The 17,593-nt window shown below is 44.6% G+C and carries 16 protein-coding genes and 1 pseudogene; 4 read left to right on the top strand and 13 right to left on the bottom strand.

The features are described 5' to 3' along the window. Positions 1-50 precede the first annotated feature (50 nt). The 3 genes from G608_RS0118785 to G608_RS0118775 all read left to right on the top strand — a co-directional run bounded on the left by G608_RS0118785 (position 51) and on the right by G608_RS0118775 (position 2,363). A complete protein-coding gene (locus tag G608_RS0118785) occupies positions 51-842 on the top strand; it encodes a transporter substrate-binding domain-containing protein (protein WP_026497274.1) in 792 nt (263 codons plus the stop codon). A 23-nt stretch (positions 843-865) separates the two neighbouring features. Further along, positions 866-1,522 (top strand): amino acid ABC transporter permease, encoded by a 657-nt coding sequence (locus tag G608_RS0118780; protein ID WP_026497273.1) that lies wholly within the window; start codon positions 866-868, stop codon positions 1,520-1,522. An 88-nt stretch (positions 1,523-1,610) separates the two neighbouring features. After that, positions 1,611-2,363, top strand: a complete 753-nt coding sequence (locus tag G608_RS0118775) for an amino acid ABC transporter ATP-binding protein (RefSeq protein WP_026497272.1) — start codon at positions 1,611-1,613, stop codon at positions 2,361-2,363. 96 nt (positions 2,364-2,459) lie between these two features. Here G608_RS0118775 and G608_RS0118770 read toward each other — a convergent pair whose 3' ends face one another. From G608_RS0118770 to G608_RS0118760, 3 genes are all read right to left on the bottom strand, one after another. Continuing rightward, positions 2,460-4,061, bottom strand: coding sequence for an alpha-L-arabinofuranosidase C-terminal domain-containing protein (locus G608_RS0118770; protein ID WP_026497271.1), 1,602 nt, complete (start codon positions 4,059-4,061; stop codon positions 2,460-2,462). Between the two features lie 127 nt (positions 4,062-4,188). Then, complete coding sequence (locus tag G608_RS0118765) at positions 4,189-6,651, bottom strand: glycoside hydrolase family 2 TIM barrel-domain containing protein (RefSeq protein ID WP_026497270.1); 2,463 nt, start codon at positions 6,649-6,651, stop codon at positions 4,189-4,191. A 12-nt stretch (positions 6,652-6,663) separates the two neighbouring features. After that, positions 6,664-7,497 (bottom strand): DNA-3-methyladenine glycosylase family protein, encoded by an 834-nt coding sequence (locus tag G608_RS0118760; RefSeq protein ID WP_035796279.1) that lies wholly within the window; start codon positions 7,495-7,497, stop codon positions 6,664-6,666. A gap of 202 nt (positions 7,498-7,699) precedes the next feature. Here G608_RS0118760 and G608_RS0118755 point away from each other — a divergent pair, with 202 nt between their 5' ends. Beyond that, a complete protein-coding gene (locus G608_RS0118755) occupies positions 7,700-8,386 on the top strand; it encodes an MIP/aquaporin family protein (RefSeq protein WP_026497268.1) in 687 nt (228 codons plus the stop codon). Between the two features lie 84 nt (positions 8,387-8,470). Here the strand turns inward: G608_RS0118755 and G608_RS0118750 are convergent, their stop codons facing one another. The 10 genes and pseudogenes from G608_RS0118750 to G608_RS0118710 all read right to left on the bottom strand — a co-directional run bounded on the left by G608_RS0118750 (position 8,471) and on the right by G608_RS0118710 (position 17,529). Next, positions 8,471-9,271, bottom strand: coding sequence for an ABC transporter permease (locus tag G608_RS0118750; protein WP_026497267.1), 801 nt, complete (start codon positions 9,269-9,271; stop codon positions 8,471-8,473). 11 nt (positions 9,272-9,282) lie between these two features. Continuing rightward, positions 9,283-10,074 (bottom strand): ABC transporter permease, encoded by a 792-nt coding sequence (locus G608_RS0118745; protein ID WP_026497266.1) that lies wholly within the window; start codon positions 10,072-10,074, stop codon positions 9,283-9,285. Beyond that, entirely contained in the window at positions 10,071-11,036 is a 966-nt protein-coding gene (locus G608_RS0118740) for an ABC transporter ATP-binding protein (RefSeq protein WP_026497265.1), read from the bottom strand. The genes G608_RS0118745 and G608_RS0118740 overlap by 4 nt, the downstream gene beginning before the upstream one ends. An 84-nt stretch (positions 11,037-11,120) precedes the next feature. Beyond that, positions 11,121-12,413: an ElyC/SanA/YdcF family protein gene (locus tag G608_RS23730; protein WP_242829435.1), complete on the bottom strand. Its 1,293-nt coding sequence runs from the start codon at positions 12,411-12,413 to the stop codon at positions 11,121-11,123. Between the two features lie 132 nt (positions 12,414-12,545). Beyond that, positions 12,546-13,481 carry a DUF1848 domain-containing protein gene (locus G608_RS0118730; RefSeq protein WP_026497264.1) on the bottom strand — a complete coding sequence of 312 codons (936 nt, stop codon included), beginning with the start codon at positions 13,479-13,481 and terminating at the stop codon, positions 12,546-12,548. Positions 13,482-13,515: 34 nt separating this feature from the next. Next, positions 13,516-13,608, bottom strand: a pseudogene (locus G608_RS24520) (diguanylate cyclase); the annotation flags it as partial. A gap of 40 nt (positions 13,609-13,648) precedes the next feature. After that, the gene (locus tag G608_RS0118725) at positions 13,649-14,086 is read right to left on the bottom strand and encodes a hypothetical protein (RefSeq protein ID WP_026497263.1); all 438 of its coding nucleotides are present in this window, start codon (positions 14,084-14,086) and stop codon (positions 13,649-13,651) included. Then, a complete protein-coding gene (locus tag G608_RS0118720) occupies positions 14,083-14,529 on the bottom strand; it encodes a LytTR family DNA-binding domain-containing protein (RefSeq protein ID WP_026497262.1) in 447 nt (148 codons plus the stop codon). Before G608_RS0118720 ends, G608_RS0118725 begins: the two co-directional genes overlap by 4 nt. Before the next feature lies 1 nt (position 14,530). Next, complete coding sequence (locus G608_RS0118715; protein ID WP_026497261.1) at positions 14,531-15,913, bottom strand: alpha/beta hydrolase family protein; 1,383 nt, start codon at positions 15,911-15,913, stop codon at positions 14,531-14,533. Between the two features lie 158 nt (positions 15,914-16,071). Beyond that, positions 16,072-17,529 carry an ASKHA domain-containing protein gene (locus G608_RS0118710; protein ID WP_026497260.1) on the bottom strand — a complete coding sequence of 486 codons (1,458 nt, stop codon included), beginning with the start codon at positions 17,527-17,529 and terminating at the stop codon, positions 16,072-16,074. Positions 17,530-17,593 lie beyond the last annotated feature (64 nt).

The raw sequence follows: 17,593 nt of genomic DNA, 5'->3' as shown, positions 1-17,593 counted from the left end.
TTAGTGTGGTAAAGTGTTACAAGACTAAATTTTTGAGGAGGAATTGTATTATGAAAAAGAAGATACTCGCTATGGCAATGGCGGTTGTAATGGTAATGAGCATGACAGGATGCGGCAAAAGCGCATCATCTGCTGACAGTGACCTTAGCTACATCAAGGACAAGGGCACACTTATCGTTGGAATCACAGATTTCGCACCCATGGATTACAAGGATGATAATGGCAACTGGATCGGCTTTGACGCTGATATGGCTTCAAAGGTAGCTGAATCTCTTGGCGTTAAGGTTGAATTCGTTGAGATCGACTGGGACAACAAGATTCTTGAGCTTGAGAATAAGTCAATCGACGTTGTTTGGAACGGAATGACCCTCACAAGTGAGGTTACAAGTGCAATGGAGTGCACAAAGCCTTACCTTAACAATGCTCAGGTAGTAGTTGTACCCGCTGCTGACGCAGCTTCCTACAGCGACAAGGATTCTGTAGCAGGTCTCAGCTTTGCAGTTGAGTCCGGTTCAGCAGGTGAGCAGGCTGCTATCGACAACGGTTTTGAGTACACCTCTCTCACATCACAGGCTGATGCCGTTATGGAAGTAGACGCAGGCACATCAGGCGCATGCATCATCGACCTTCTTATGGCAGGCGCTATGGTAGGTGAGGGAACAAGCTACGCAGATCTTACACACACTGTAGAGCTTACTACCGAGGAATACGGTATCGGATGCCGCAAGGGTTCTGATCTTGCTGCTTACATCAACGATCAGCTTGCAGCATTTTATAAAGACGGATCAATGATTGATATCGCCAAGACTTATGGCGTTCAGGATGCACTGATCGCACAGTAATTGATAGAGGAGTAATTTTTTAGATGTTTTGGACTGTTACCTTATCCCTCTTGGAAGGGTTTCTGGGAACAATTAAGCTTTTTGTTTTGACGCTGCTTTTTTCTCTGCCGCTGGGACTGCTCATCAGCTTCGGCTCCATGAGTAAAACAGCCGTGATCAAATATCCCATACGATTTATAATATGGATCATACGAGGAACACCGCTGATGCTTCAGCTCCTCATCATTTACTATGGCCCCGGTATTTTTCTGGGGCTAAATGTATGGGGTTCTAACACTTCAGGCAGATTTCTGGCAGCTCTGGTGGCTTTCGTAATAAATTACGCCTGCTATTTTTCAGAGATTTACCGTGGCGGAATCCAGTCAATACCTGTCGGTCAGTACGAAGCCGGACAGGTTCTTGGTATGTCCAAGAGCCAGATTTTCCGCAAGATTATCCTGCTTCAGGTTATTAAAAGAATCGTTCCGCCCATCTCAAACGAGGTCATCACCCTTGTAAAGGATACCTCTCTTGCAAGAGTTATCGCCGTTTACGAGATCATCTGGAACGGTCAGGCCTTCATTAAGAGCAGCGGAATCATTTGGCCTTTGTTCTACACAGGCGCATTCTACCTCATATTCAGCGGCCTTCTCACATTACTGTTTGGCTATATCGAGAAGAAGCTGAGCTATTTCAGGTAAACAAAGCAAGGCTTACCTGTTAAGCCGGCTCCAAGCCCGGTAGATAAAGATTTATAAGCAAATATATTTAGTTAGACTGGTGAAAAATATGCCGATTTTAGAAGTAAAAAACATAAAAAAGAGTTTCGATAATACAGAAATCCTGAAGGGAATAAGCTTTGATCTCGAGGAAGGACAGACCATATCCATCATCGGATCATCGGGAAGCGGAAAAACCACTCTTCTGCGCTGCCTCAACTTCCTTGAGACACCGGATGAAGGTACTATTACCGTTCGCGGTGAGAAGCTTTTTGACGCTTCAACTCCCATAACAGATCCGGAAGCTTTAAGGAAAAACAGGCTCCACTTTGGTCTCGTTTTCCAGCAGTTCAATCTGTTTCCGCAGTACACAGCCCTTGAGAACGTAACTCTTGCGCCTCTCATGACTGCAGAAGCGAAAAACAAAGAATGGATCATGGAAAACGGACGCTCTCTCCTTAATCAGATGGGGCTTTCCGACAGAATGGACAATTATCCTCATCAGCTCTCAGGTGGTCAGCAGCAGCGTGTAGCCATCGCCCGTGCCCTTGCGCTCAAGCCGGATATCCTGTGCTTTGATGAGCCCACCTCTGCCCTTGATCCCGAGCTTACAGGAGAAGTTTTAAGAGTTATCAAGCGCCTTGCCGAGCGCCACACCACAATGATCATCGTTACCCACGAAATGACCTTCGCAAGAGACGTAGCAGACGAAGCTATTTTCATGGATGATGGAATAATCCTGGAAAAAGGCCCTGCAAAGGAGCTTATCAATAATCCTAAGGAGGAACGCACAAAGCAGTTCCTCTCACGACTTAATTCGTAAAAAGCTATATTACAACAAACGAAAAACAGACAGAGTCCGTTCTATTCGGATTTCTGTCTGTTTTATTTTATTCAGCCGGTATTTTCACCCGGCTCTTCATTCCTTTTCAAAAACATATACATTCCAGGAAAGAGGCTTTACATAGAGCTTGAATTCTCCATTCTCAAAGGTGTAATCTTTCTCTTCCTCAGGCATCAATAATTCGTCATTCTCGTAGGTATTTTTGAGCTCAAGGTCATTTGTGTGAAGTTTATAGGCACCGGTCGGTTTGTAGCCCTCAAAGCCCTTTAAATCAACTGTAAGGGGATAATCTGACTCCTCATTTCTGTTGATTACAAAAACTGCCAGTCTGTTATTTTCTTCATCCCATGCACTTGCAGCGTCGATGTAATTTACGCCCTCTTTTCCGGTGTACTGTGAGGTATCCTCGATGGCATATCCGGGCATGTCGTAGGTCTCGGATTCTACCTTGGCATCGAGAGCTACGCCCTTTGCATACTTCATAAGCTGCATGAAAACATAGTGAGAAGCTGCTCTCCAAACATGATCGTGGTTTGATGCTGCAAGAGCCGGAAGTCCGCCTGTCATACAGCCGATCTTTACTCTGTCAGCGTGTCTTAAAAGCGCAAGCTGGATAGATGCCATTGAAAGTGCATTTATCATATCTCCGCCGGGGAACTGACGCTCCGGCATGTTGTCGGGATCATGCAGTATATATCTTCTCTCGGGATCAAAACGATAGTGGTTTCTTGCCATGTTGTATCTGCCATAGCCGGGATGCAGCTCCTGCAATGGTCTCTGCATAGCGCCGTATTCATCAAAGGAAAGCATCACCTGCTTGGGTGATCTGTGCTTTGAAGCCACATAATCTATCATTGCGATTTCAGTATTGATGAAGTCTTCATAGTATAAAGAACCGCCAAGGAGCGCCTTGGTATCTCCCGGTGCCGCTGTGTGATAGTGATGAACAGACACATAGTCAACAACGTCGTAGCACTTATCAAGTACAGCTTCGTCCCATGCAGGGAAGCCTTCCATGAAGGGAGCTGAAGATCCGCACACGCCCGTCTCTATGGTCTCATCTATCCACTTAATTGCCTTTGAGGTCTCAAGTACCTTATGGCCGTAGCCTTCAGGATTTTTATCCCATGAACCAAGCTGCCAGGGTCCATCCATTTCGTTGCCCAGATACCACATTTTTACATCATAGGGGTCCTCATGGCCGTTCTTCTTACGAAGGTCTGACCAATAGGTACCGCCTGCCTGATTAGTATACTCAACAAGGTCCATCGCGTCCTGAATTGTGCCGGTTCCCATGTTTACCGTATAAAGCGGCTCTGTGCCTACTTTTTCTGCCCACTGAAGATATTCATCGTGTCCCACATCATTCAAAATATACTGATGCCATGCCGGATCGAGATGAACCTTTCTCTGATCCCTTGGACCAATTGAATCCTTCCATTGCCAGGCCGAAACGAAATTTCCACCGGGCAATCTTACTGCGGGAACCTTTGTCTTTTTAAGGGCATCTATAAAATCTCTTCTAAAGCCCTGTTCGTCTGCTGTAGGATGCTTCGGATTAAACATGGTTCCGTTAACCATTGTTCCGATTGGCTCTAAAAAAGCCGAAAAAAGTCTCTCTGAAATCTCACCCACTTTATAGGCAGGGTGCACCGTAACCTTAGCATTTTGTGCCATTTGCTATTCCCTCCAAATACCCTTTTCAATTAGTAAAACCCCTCATGTGCTATATATAAAATTTAACACATAAGAGGTTTTGTTCTCTAAAGCAATCTTGTGGTTAATCTACCAATTCTTGCGGTTTTTACGCCATATTAAGCTCACTCTCGGCTTTTCCTAATCCTTCTGCTTCAACTGTCAGGCTGCAGCTTCCTGCATCATATCCGGAACGCAAAATAGCCATAGCCCTGCCTCTGTAGGTCACAGCCAGGGAATCCGTATAATCTTCCTCCGTGACAGGATTGGCAGATCCAAATCCTGCAAGAATGCATGGACCACTGACCTCTGCCTTAAGAGACACCTCTGCATCAGGAACAACGCATCCATCCTTATCCACAATCTCTACAGCAACAAAAATGAGGTCATGACCATCTGCACGAGCTTCAGAACACTCAGGAATCAGCCTGATTTCTGCGGGCTCTCCGGTAGTTTCCAGCGTATCTCTGCTAATCTCTTTTCCATCTCTATAGCTTATGGCAACTACGCATCCCGGCTGATAAACAGTCTCAAAGCGGACACTGTTCGGTAAAGGTCTCTCTGTCAGAACCTTTTTTCTGCCGAGACTTGTGCCATTCACCAAAACTTCTACTTCCTCAGCCCCTGAAAACACCACCAGCTCTACAGGTTTTCCCTCATAGCCCTTATAATTCCAGCATGAAACCACTCCGGGGAATCCCCACATACTGACAAGTTCATTTTTCCCGAAAGTATCAGGATGCATTGAATACAGATGAGTCTTGCTGCTTCCCCATACTATGCTTCTGTATGCACCCTGCGGCATCATTAAGCCAGTGATATCAAAATCTGCGTCATTGGCTGTTCTCCAGGGATAGGGAGAAGTGCCCTGGGGCATAATATCCCATGGATGCTTTGGAGCATTTGGATCGTCCTTATCAAAATATACAGCCTTTCCGATACCTGCTTCACCCAGATAATCCCATGCGGTCCATGTAAAATCACCAATTACGTAAGGGAGCTTTTCAACAAGAGGCCATCTGAAGCCAATTTCCTTAGGGAAGTTTTCTGAACCCAGAATAACCCTTTCAGGAAACATCTCATGATCCCGCTCGTAAAGGTCTTCCATATAGTTATAGCCAACAATGTCCATGCCGTTTGTAAAGGGCTCTGTGGCCTTTTCCCATAGGTTCGTATTAAGACCATCGCTGGCATTCTGTGCCTGGTTTTGTCCCTTTGCCAATTCGTCATCAAGGCCGCTCCAAAATGAGCAGATTCCGTTGCTCACAGGCCTTGTACCATCAAGAGACCTGATTGTTTCTGCTATTCTTGTAGCTCTGGTATAGCCGCCGCCAAGACCTCCGCGCTCAGGAATCTCGTTACCTGTGGACCACATAATGACTGAAGGGTGAGTTCTGTCTCTTTTTACAAAAGCTGTGAGATCTCTTTCCCAGTCAGCCTCAAAAAACTGGTTATAGTCTCCGCCGCGTTTTCCCATGGACCATGCATCAAAAGCCTCATCAAAGACATACATACCTATTCTGTCGCAGGCCTCAATAAGGGCTGCTGAAGGCGGATTATGAGAGGTGCGAATGGCATTAAAGCCAACCTCCTTAAGCTTTCGTATCTTTCTCTCCTCAATCTTTGAAAGCGTCACCGTGCCAAGCAATCCGTTATCATGATGGAGACATCCACCCTTAAGCTTTACACTTTTGCCGTTGATAAGAAGCCCCCGGACAGAATCTGCAGTAACCGTGCGTATTCCGAAAAGTACCTCCGCCTCATCTGTTGTCCCATTATCCTCTCCTACAAAATGCGTCCTGTAGGCACCAATATCCTTAACCGTAGCCTTTATGCGATACAGATTTGGGTGTTCTGCATCCCAAAGTATGGGATTTTCTACATTAAACGCCATTCTTGCAGTCTCAGAAACGCCGGAGCATACCTGTATAACACGCTTTGTTTCTGTTACAGTCTCGCCTGTTGCGTCGTCAATAAGCGTTACCGTTATCTCTGCAAGCCTGTTTCCAAGTCCGGCATTTTTTACCTCCACAAGGGCTTCAAGGAATGCATAGCCGTCAGAAACTTCTTTTGTATAAGCATAAATTCCATCAGGAACAATATGAACTCGTGGACCATGAAGGAGCTTTACGCCTCTGTAAAGTCCTGATCCTGTGTACCATCTGGAGTTTGGCTGCATGCTCGTATTTACGTGCACAGTGATCCTGTTTTCTTCGCCAAAGGTCACATAATCCGTCAGATCGCAGTAAAAAGGCGCATAACCGTTGTGCCAAAGAGCTGCTTTACTGCCGTTAATCTCAACGGTAGCATTCATCATAGCTCCGTCAAATAACAGACCCACGCATTCGCTCTCCCACTCCTTTGGAAAATAAACATATTTCGTGTAACACGAAATTCCGCCTGTAAAATATCCCATGTCCACACCTGCAGGAGCATCAGCAGACACGGGAGTTCCGATCATTCCATCGTGAGGCAGATTAACAAGCGTTCCCGGCGTATTTTCAAGCATAGTAATGCTGTCCAAATATCCTCTTCGAAACATCCATTCTTTATCCAACTCTAGTTTTTTCATATTCCCTCCTGTCTATTTAGCTCTGTAATATGCAAACATATATTGCTGATAAATGCCGTTATAAGGCGCGTATTTCTCCTTTGGATAGCCATTCGGGTACTCATTGGCGAGAACCTTCTTTATCCATACGTCAACAGGAAAAGCATCCAGCTGATGAAGTCCAAAAAGTGCCACACAGGATGCAACCTTAAGTCCTATACCCTTCTGTTCCATAAGTCCTTCTATAGCATCCTCTGCCTTCATTTCAGATAATTCCGCAAGGTTAAGCACTCCGCTCTTAATATTCTCAGCAGCAAGCCTCACGTACTCATCTCTGTATCCCAGCTTACACTCCGCAAGCTCCTCACTGCTCATTTCCATAATCGCATCAGCTTCAGGAAAAGCATAGTACTCACGGCCCTCGGAATCCTTTTTCATATCGCCTGTTATGCTGCAAAGTATCTCTATTGAGCGCTTTATGGCCGGTATGTTTCTGTTCTGGGATATAATAAAGCTGATAAGTGTCTCCCATGGATCCTGCTTTAATATTCTGATACCCATACAGCTCTTTGCCGCTTCATAGAGGAAAGGATCGTCCTTCTTGCGGATTCTCTTTCTGACCTTCTCGTAGTTCGTAGAGAGATCAAAATAATCCCACCATATTTCCCTGAATTCTTCCTCCGTGCAGTCGATCTCATAACTTTTACCGCCCGCCTCACTGATGATAAGGCATCTGTTACGATAAGGAATACGGTATTTTTTCCTCCCTGCCTGATCTGTTTCCAGCAGCTGCCATCTAAAGCATTGACCGCTTTCAGCTATTTTTTCCAGATCAAAATCATCTTCTATTTCAATGATATTTTTCATTATTTTCTCTTCCTTAACTTGATAACTAAAACGTGTTCTTTTTCTTTCCGGTATGAGTAGTTTTAGTTGATAATAATAAATTTTACCAATATTTAAAAGGGGCTTCCATAGTAAAATTCTTAGGGGTAAAATAATGGTGGAACGTATATTTTTCATCGCTATTTGGGGATGCGATGATTAATCATTTTAAGGAGGTTGTGGTATGAAGAAGTATGTTGCAGAATGTATTGGAACTTGTGTGCTCGTTGTTCTTGGCTGTGGTACAGCTATGTTGGTGGGCTGCGATGCGGCAAATGGCAGTGGCTATCTGCTGACTGCTCTGGCTTTCGGTCTCACTATTGTTGGAATGGCTTACTGCGTTGGTAATATCTCAGGCTGTCACATCAATCCCGCAGTATCTCTTGGCGTTTTCATGACAGGCGGCATTGATTCCGGTGATTTCCTTGGTTACGTTATTTCTCAGTGTGTAGGCGCTCTTCTGGGCTCCGGAATACTGGCTATAATCTTTGGTGCAGGTGGAGTAACTGATCAGACAGGCGGCTATGGTTCAAACGGTCTTGCCGGTGTAAACGGCAGTCCTATTGCAGGTCTTCTGGTTGAAATCGTTCTGACCTTCATCTTTGTTCTTACAATCCTTGGTGTTACCTCCAAAAAGGCTAACCATGGCTCCTTTGGCGGTCTGGTTATCGGTTTCACCCTTACTCTTGTGCATATCCTTGGCATCGGCCTTACAGGCACATCTGTAAACCCTGCAAGAAGCTTTGGCCCTGCTGTTGCAGCTGCTCTTGCCGGCAACACAGCACCTATTGCTGCTCTCTGGGTATTTATCGTTGGCCCTCTTGTAGGAGCAGCTCTCGCAGCTATCGTTTACAAATATCTTGAGGATTAATAAACAAAACATGCCACCGGGGACGGTTCTCTTTGGCACGATAGCTTATCGTGCCAAAGAGAACCGTCCCCGGTGGCATGCGTCTTAACTTCCTGTTGATCTGTAATGTCTCATGGCAAGATGGAACAGAGCCGTCATAATTATGAACACCACAGCACCGGAAAGAGGCGTAACAAACGCTGTCCACATGGGCCATCCGTATAACGGCTTATCCAAAATCCATGATGCGGGCACGTGAAGAGTAAGTGCAAAGGGCGCTATTACCGTAAAAAGAGCCCTCAGCGGAAGCGGGAAAATATCTATCGGATACTGGCAGGCGCTTCGGCCGCCGTAAGTAATTGCATTTACAAGCTCCACGGATTTTACACTGAAAATACTGAAGATTGCCTCAATCATAAATAATCCCAATATAAGAAGCATGCTCATGGCTATGGATTCAACAAGCACAAACACCTTCAGCAGACTCCAGGATATTCCCGAAAGGCGGCTTCCCATGATAAGCGCCGCTACTCCGACCGCAATGCATGTTATTCGCCTTGGATCCGTTCCTCCGCACAGAACCTGCGTAAGCACTCCCCTTGGCCTTACAAGAAAGGTATCAAGGCGCCCTGTCCTTACCATCATGGGGAAATCTCCCGTAATTCCTCTTCCAAAAAGCTCCGTTAAATAAAACGATACCGACATCATCCCAAAAAAGAAATACAGATTGCCACCGCTCCATCCTTTAAGGCTCTCAAACCTGTCCACAATAAGGATGACCACCATCATCTCTCCGCCCTCCATTACAAGCTGGGCCAGAGTCTGCATAATGAAGGAGCTGGTATATTGCAGATGACTTTTTAAAAGCATTCCTATTGATTTTGTATATAGTTTAAATATGTCCATTAGAATTTCCTTTAACCACCCTGTACTATCATACGTTTTCTGTTCGCATTCCACATAGCTACGCCAAGAGCTATAAGGACAACTGCCCAAAATGCCTGCAATCCGTATACTCTAAACGCGCTTGCAGGTGAATACTCGCCTGTATACAGTCTGATCGGCGCATCAAGTAGCTGTGCGTAGGGAAAAAGAGTTATGACTCTTTGCCAGCTTTCAGGAAAAAGATTAAGCGGCAAAAGATTACCTGATAACGTCATCATCAAAAGGTTCAGAAGTCCCTGCATTCCTTTGGAATCCAGGGTTCTCATGGTAAATGCCACTGTTATGTTTTCAAGGGCACACATGCAAAAAAGTCCCAGAATAAGAGCCGGAATAGCTGTTAAAAGCCCCCAAAACGAGGCCGGTGGTGTAGCGCCCCATCCCTTTGGCAGAAGAAATGCCATTATCAACATCGGAACCGCACGCATAACGCTGCCCATAAGCTTCTGGGCCATGACCCTTACATAGTAAAATCCATACATATTTACAGGGCGGCAAAGATCATAGGAAATGTCTCCCGATCTGATCTTATCCACCAGCTCTGTATCAGTTGCCATCATCATACGGAAAAAGGCCTGCTGAAGCCACACATAGGTAGCGACGCTTTCAATGGGAACAGACTGCGGTTTTCCTGCATAAAGGGCCCTGTAAAGCGCAACCAGAATAAGTCCGAAAAACATCTGACACAGGATTCCGCCTATCATTGCGCCGCGATACTGAAGCTCCATGCGAAGGCGCATTTTAAAAACAGATAAATAAGCTCTCATAGGTCAAGCTCCTTATACATCGCAGCAATCAGATGATCGGTGTTTTCAGGCTGTAAGGTAAGCTCGCTGATATTTCCCGCATCCTGCAAAATTGAAAGAAGCTTCGCAGTAGGGAGCTTTGAAGGCATATAGCTAAGCTCAATTCCATCCTCTGTTTTACTGCACACTACGCCCTCAGGAAGCGCTAACTCGGGAATAGCAACATCATATTTCACGCGGACATTACGGACAGTGTCGAAGCGCTCGAGAAGGTCATTCAGTTTTCCATCGAAAAGCTTCTGTCCATGGCCGATTACCATTACTCTTGAGCACAGTGCCGCGATATCCTCCATATCATGGGTTGTGAGCATGATTGTGGTGCCATATTCTCTATTTTCCCACTTTAAAAACTCGCGAAGCGAAAGCTTACTTACCGCATCGAGACCTATAGTAGGCTCATCAAGAAAAAGGAGCTCGGGCCTGTGAAGAAGAGATCCACACAGCTCAGCTCTCATTCTCTGTCCAAGACTCAGAAGTCTTAAGGGAGTTTTCATAAATTCCTCAAGCTGAAGGGCCTCCGAGAGCTCCTTCAGTCTTGCTTCATAATCTCCCTGAGGAATTCTGTAAATATCCTTTAGAAGTGAATAGCTGTCTATGATCGGAACATCCCACCACAGCTGGCTTCGCTGTCCAAACACTACACCTATGTTTTTTACATGGGCCTTTCGCTCCTGCCAGGGCACAAGTCCGCCGACCGTTGCGTTTCCTCCATCCGGAGTAAGAATTCCCGACAGAATTTTAACTGTAGTTGATTTTCCCGCTCCGTTAGGACCTATGTAGCCTACAAGTTCTCCCTTATCAACAGAAAAAGAAATGCCCTTAAGGGCATTAACTGTATCCTTCTCCCTTAAAAGCCTTCCTTTTTCACGTTTCTTTTTAACAACAAAGTCCTTCTTTAGGTTGTTAACTTCTATATAACTCATTTTTGGTTTCCCCTTATTTCAACAAAACTTCCCCAATTCCCCAATAACTATATGATAATCTCCTGCTATTTTACGGTGAGCCGCTCATAGATACTGCTTCAGATAAAACTCCACCATTCCGAAAAACTCGCGGACCGTATAATGTATTCCCACCGGCATCAGAGTGACCGCAGGAACTGATGATACATTCTCGTACCCGATATTTTTTGCTATAGAAAGAGCGCGAAGCTCGTGAAAACCGTTTGTTACAATTCCCACTCGTTTTGATAGATCTCCTATTATTTCAAGACTGTACTTAAGGTTTTCCTCAGTGTCCGTGGACTTTTCCTCCATAATTATCCTGTAATCGGCAATCCCATAGCTTTCTGTCAGTTTCCTTCTGGCGCATTCAGCTTCGCTTATGGACTCGTGCTTTCCCTGACCACCTGAGGCGACAGCCAAAGTTACTTCGTTATCCTTCAGATACTCGGCGGCCTTTTGTATTCTCACTCTGTATGGATTGGACGGCTCCGTTCCGCGAAGACCGGCACCAAGGACAATTATGTAATCAAGGTTCTTTTCAGGCGTTGCTGTCATGGCTCCGATGATCCTTGCTTCCATAATTATGAAAACGCCTAACACTGCCACAAAAACACCCCTGTATATCCAAATAAGTGGCTCCGGAAAGCGGATGCGCTCTGTTCCGTCTATTTTTCTTTTCAGCATAAAAACTCTGATAAAGGAAAATACGGCAATAAGGATCCACAGCCACACCCATGAAAGCTTTAGCCCTCCGCCATAGGCAAGGCATGTGAAAAAGTACATAACGGACCATACTCCCAACACAAAATAAATGTACATAAGTATTTTAGCGGGTGTAGGCTTGCCGTAGCCTGCATATCTTGAGGTCTGAGCCTTGTATTCCCTGTACTCTTCGCCAAATTCACCTTCAAGATATTCCTCTTCCTGCAGAATCTGAAGATGGAGCATAACCATGGCCCATGCGGTTATTACAAGCAGTACCGGGTTAAAGAACATGAGCATGACTCCGATGTATACCATATCAAAGCCAAGAAACGCGGGATTTCTCGAATATTTATATATGCCGCTTTTTATAAGACCGCGCTTTTCTTCTCTGGCAACTCCTGCTCGCCAGCTGTCCTTCATTGTCACAACTGCCATCAGGAACACCAAATCCCCAAGAAAAGCCAGATGAATACCTATAACCCTCCAGATGATAGTCAGCCCCGATGTGCCAAGTACAATGGATATAATCTCAGCAACCGGCACCGCTATCGTCGCATATTTCATCACCATCTCGATGTAATAGCTTTTATCGTGAACCTTGCTCTTAGCAATCTGATTGGTGACTATTCCCTTCCTTTTCTGTATAAGCATTTTTGCAAAATAAATTCCGTAAAATACTGCAAGCCAAAAAAGTGCAATTAATCTATACGTCAATTCCCCAATTCTCCATTCCAACAAAATACTTATCTCCTACTATAACATGAACCGGGGGAACGGGGTCACTTAGCAATAATCAAAGATAGACATCTGCCCATTAATCCAGGACTTCTGTGATACATCATTGATTTTGTCATCGGGTCGGTAATTTCCAATCAAAAAAGGTGATTCGGGGTCATGATTCTTCATGTTGGTTTTTACAAGTGAAGCATCATTGTTGGCATAACAATATCTGCACAGATGTCCGCAGGTATCATAGGCCCCAATATCACAGGATAAATAACACGCGCACTCACTCCTGGCGCCTTTTATCTTAGGCGCATTCAGTTTATTCCCGATGGCGCGCTCATAATCAGCGATTGTCATACATCCTCTGCAATCCGCACCATATTTTTCAAGAAAATCACCTTCGGCGCAGGGTTTCACAAGCATGCCATGATCTCCGGCAATTCTTATGATTTCCTTTCCGAGGAATAGCTTGTCTTTCTCAGATACAGTTCTTACTTCCGGAAAATTTCTTTTTACTTTCTCATACAAATCAATAAAGCTTATAACTACAACTTCTGTATAGCCTTCAAGGGATGAAGCCATCTTTTCAAAGGCCCTTAAATGAAAATCTATCGTGTACTTGTCGCTTACAAATATCGGGTCGTACCGCCAGCCTATAGCCTTAGTCCCAACCTTTCCTGACAAAAACTTAAAAGCTTCAATCACACGCTCCTTATCAGGAACCATAGGTTCTATATCCTTCCCGTAAGGAGTCATCGTAACATACCAAAACTGCCCATAGTCTTTTACAAGATCAAGGTACGGAAAAAATGGCTCCGGATTCTTGGTACAAAAGCCAATTGCATCCACAACTTCAGGATTAATCACGTATCTGCTGACCTGAATCGGGTTGTATGGATTTCGCACGCATACAAAGCCCTCTTTTATTCTATTTGCAAGCCACTTAGGATAAAAAGCAGGTATATCTGTTCTTTGTCCTGTATTAAGTATCATTTATACCTGCCTTTCATCAATGGTTAGTGGTCCATTATTCAGCGTAATAAACGTAATTAGCCTTTCTCGGAGCGGCATCCTTGGCAGGTTCTGCCGCATATCCAAGGGCGCAGTGTCCGATTCCTTCTCATAATCCGACATGGATTAGTGCATATTTTGATGTTTTCTTAGAAATTCATGTTTTTCCTCTGATACGCCTCGAGATCAGCTGTCATCTTCTCCGCAGTTCTTTTGTCCAATCCCCAACTTATCAGGTTGACCAGAACAAACACAATGATAACACTGACCGTGACGGATATCGCCGGTATTATATTGTCTTTGTTCGCGATATTTCCGCCAAACATTATTACCAGAAGGGCTACAATTATCAGCATCAGCTGAATGATTTCACGGATAACTGCCTGAGCTACAGACATTTCTTTTGATGTACCCATAAACAGCCCCGGAATACTGGTGATAAAACCATAAATAATGGGATATGCAAAAGCCTCATAGCCAAACTGCTGGTCCGGTCTTAGTATTGCACCAAGCACCAGCATAGCCGCGTTAATAAGCGTAACTACTATGAAAAAATTCCTCATGGTGTCAGTTATTCGTTCTTTCATACTTTTTCACCTTTAAGCATTTCTTTTATATCTGATACGTATTTTCTGGAAATTATAACCTTCTCTCCATTTTTGAGAATGCACATGAAACGTCCGTTTAAAGCAGGCTTTATTGATGATATTTTCATAAGATTGACAAGAACCGATTTTGAAATACGCCCAAACTCCCTGCCTGAGAGAAGCTCCTCAAACTCATACAGACGTTTTCTGGTCTCAAAACAGTCGCCTTTAAGGTAAATGAAAGTCTTGTCATCAACCGCTTCAATATAATAAATATCAGTAATAGGCAGTTGATAGTGTTGCTCTTCCCTAACAGCTTCTATGCTCCCCTGCCTGTTCTTTATAAAGCGTACAATGTCCTGTACCCTGGTATCTGTCTTGTGGCAGCCTATCTCTATGTATTCGTTTTTAGTCTCGTCTATCTTTAGAATTCGGATTTCCATATCAGTAGCTTCCCTGCAAAGAAAATGTGCCCTCCCCCTTCAGATAGCAGTTAAAAAACTCAAGTACCAGCTTATTGGTGGTATCTATGCAATATTCGGAATCCACAGAGCCTTTTCCAAGCATTCCGGCAAGGAACGGAGAAAAAAGAGGTAAGTCCGTGAAATCCATATGTTCCGAGCCTGCAACATAAGTCTCAAAGCCTTCAACTGCATTATTAAGTATAACATTGTTGGCATAAGAGTAGGACACTTTTCCGGCCTCAGCAGCCTCCATATGATGGGGCTCATTGGTGAGGCATAAAAGAGGTGTGGTATATGGCTCGTCATTTATAACCGGCGCTCCGTTTTCTATGCCGGTCTCTTCTCCAAGCATTGTTCCGTCCAAATCCACAACTGCTCCGATATCATCTCTTCTTCCGACAGTAACAGCCGTTGCTCCTCCAAGAGAGTGACCCATGAGGCCGATTTTCGTGGTGTCGATATATGATATCATTTCCCTGATCTCTTCTTCCGAAGCCTTTCCAAAATACCAGCTGTCACCATAGTTGCCCATGGCAGCGTCTTTCATAGTGTCCACAACGAAGTTCATATCATCCATACGAAGCTGCATCCACTCAGAAGTTATTTCATAGATTTCCTCTTCTGAATACTGGGCATCAGGGTTATTTCCAACATCCATTGCAGTCTGGATAAATGTAGGATCGACTGTAATGAGCTTTCCCTCGGAATCCTTTGTGTAAAAAGAGTGGTACGGATGATCAAGACTAACTACAAAGTAACCATTACTTGCAAGTTCTCTGTAAGTTGAAGTATTGCTCTGATAGTAACCAAATGCTCCATGAGAAAAGATTACCAGCGGAAGCTTTTTCATATCATTCTTACCTGCATCTGCAGCATAATTTTCAGGATAATAAAAGTGCACAGGAACCTCACGGAAAGAACCGTCTGTCTCAAATTCTTCTTTTCTGGAAGAGTCGATTAAGATTGCCTCCTGCTCTTCGACTTCATAATTTCCTGTCAAAGGTCTTCCCTGATAATCTGAAAAAACAAAGGCCGGAACCATGCTTGCCATGATAATTATTCCGCTAAGCACCGCACTGAAAACAATCGGAACTTTCTTCTTTATCTTATCGTTTTTTCTGTTTATAAGTGCCAGAACTCCGGCAACTAAGCTTCTGATAACAAGAATAAAAAACAGTCCCTTGAATCTGAATGAAAAATCAATTCCAGGTAAAATGATCATCACGAGATATATAAAAAGCTGCGCCAGATTTGCAACAGTCCTGTTTACGGACCATTCCCTCTTTACCCTGTCCTGACAGAGCTCAAAAACCACAAAACCAATCTCTGTAATCATCAGAATTATAAATAAAACAATAGCCATGATAATATCCCCTTTCGTTTGTGACTAAAGGAAATATATAACATGGCTTATAATCGAACAATGCTATTTGCGGTAAGATGCATTTTTCTCCGGTAAAATGCATAAGGCTAGTTTATTCGTAAAAAAAAGAGCAAATGAACCACTACCCACGTTTAGACTCAAAAATACATCCTATCCATGTATTCCTCCTGAAAGACACTGCTATCTGCGAGACTGACCTCTTCGGAGGATGAGGCAACCTTTATGAATCTGTCTCGTATTCCTCCTTGATCAAAGGCAAACTGAACGGCACCCTTGAGAGATGTATTTCCAACAGCATAGGTTCGTTCCAAGAGTTCCTCCGGAAGGAGGCCGATTCCGCAGGCTTTTTCCAAATTAATCTTTAGGCCAAAGCCCCCTGCCAAATAGACGGTTCCAATCTGGTCGTAATCTATACCGTATGCCTGTAAAATGGTCTCAAAACCGGCTCTGATCGCTGCCTTGGCGAGCTGAACCTCTCTTATATCCTTCTGCGTGAAAAGGACCTGCTCCGCGATTCTAAAACCGTTTTCATCTATATCTTCATCAAGGAAACCCGTATCATCAATAAGCCCCTCCTTAAGAAGCTCATAGACAATCTCTATGACCCCGGTGCCGCAAAGGCCTACCGGCGCCTGGTCTCCGATTGTTTCGTATTTTACGGTGCCTTCGTCGATGGTAATACTGCTGACAGCTCCGGGAATTCCGGCTGTTCCACAGGAAATATTTCCGCCCTCAAAGGCAGGGCCTGCGGCAGTGCTTGCTACCATAATCCTGTCTTTGTTTCCTATCGCCATCTCACCGTTGGTGCCTAAATCGATCAAAACACAGGGCTTTTCCGACTGATCCATTCCCACAGCCACAATACCGCTGACGATATCCGCTCCCACGTAGGTGCTGATGCCGGGAAGCAGGGTGCAGCCGTCTACTGTGCGACAGCTTATATCCACCGGGGTATATGGAGCTACGCCCAGAGTTTCACAGGAAAGTCCCTGCCATAAGTGCTGCATTGTGGTGTTTGCGGAGATGATCTCCGGTATGCTTTCATCCACACCAAATGAGGAAACCAGCTCTTTGATATCACTGCGAATCAGTTCCTTAAGCTCGTCTCCTTTTCCCTGATTGGCTGCCTGAATTCGGGATATTACATCTGCTCCGAAGCTGCGCTGATGGTTGACCCCTGTTACCGCTTTGATGATCTTCTTCCGGTCGGGATCAAGGAGCGCTGCCGCTAAGGTGGTGGTACCGATATCCATGGCAACCACAGGATTCTGCGGCATTTCTGAAATGTCACTTTCTTCTATTGATGCTATTTCAATTGATGCTATCTCCATGGCATCATCGGTATCATCTATCTCAACTGTAAAATCTCCGCATACTCTTGTCTGACATGCAAGGCGAACACCCTCTCTCAAGGCTTTTGCCGATAAGCGTTCCTTTTCTATATCCAGCGGCTCAGGAGCATCAGAAATAAATCGTACCCTGCATTTCCCGCAGGTGCCACGGCCTCCGCAGTCCGCATGGATACGCCATCCTTTCTCTCTCATTATCTCCAACAGATTTTTACTTCCATCGGAGCTACCGCTAAACTGTTTCATACTCATAGTAATGCTGATTAAAACCTCCTGTTTGGCGCTCTCTTTCCGTATATTTCATATTTTC

The sequence above is a fragment of the Butyrivibrio sp. WCD3002 genome (assembly GCF_000424265.1).
Taxonomy (GTDB): domain Bacteria; phylum Bacillota; class Clostridia; order Lachnospirales; family Lachnospiraceae; genus Butyrivibrio.
This window is presented reverse-complemented; position numbering and strand designations above follow the sequence as displayed.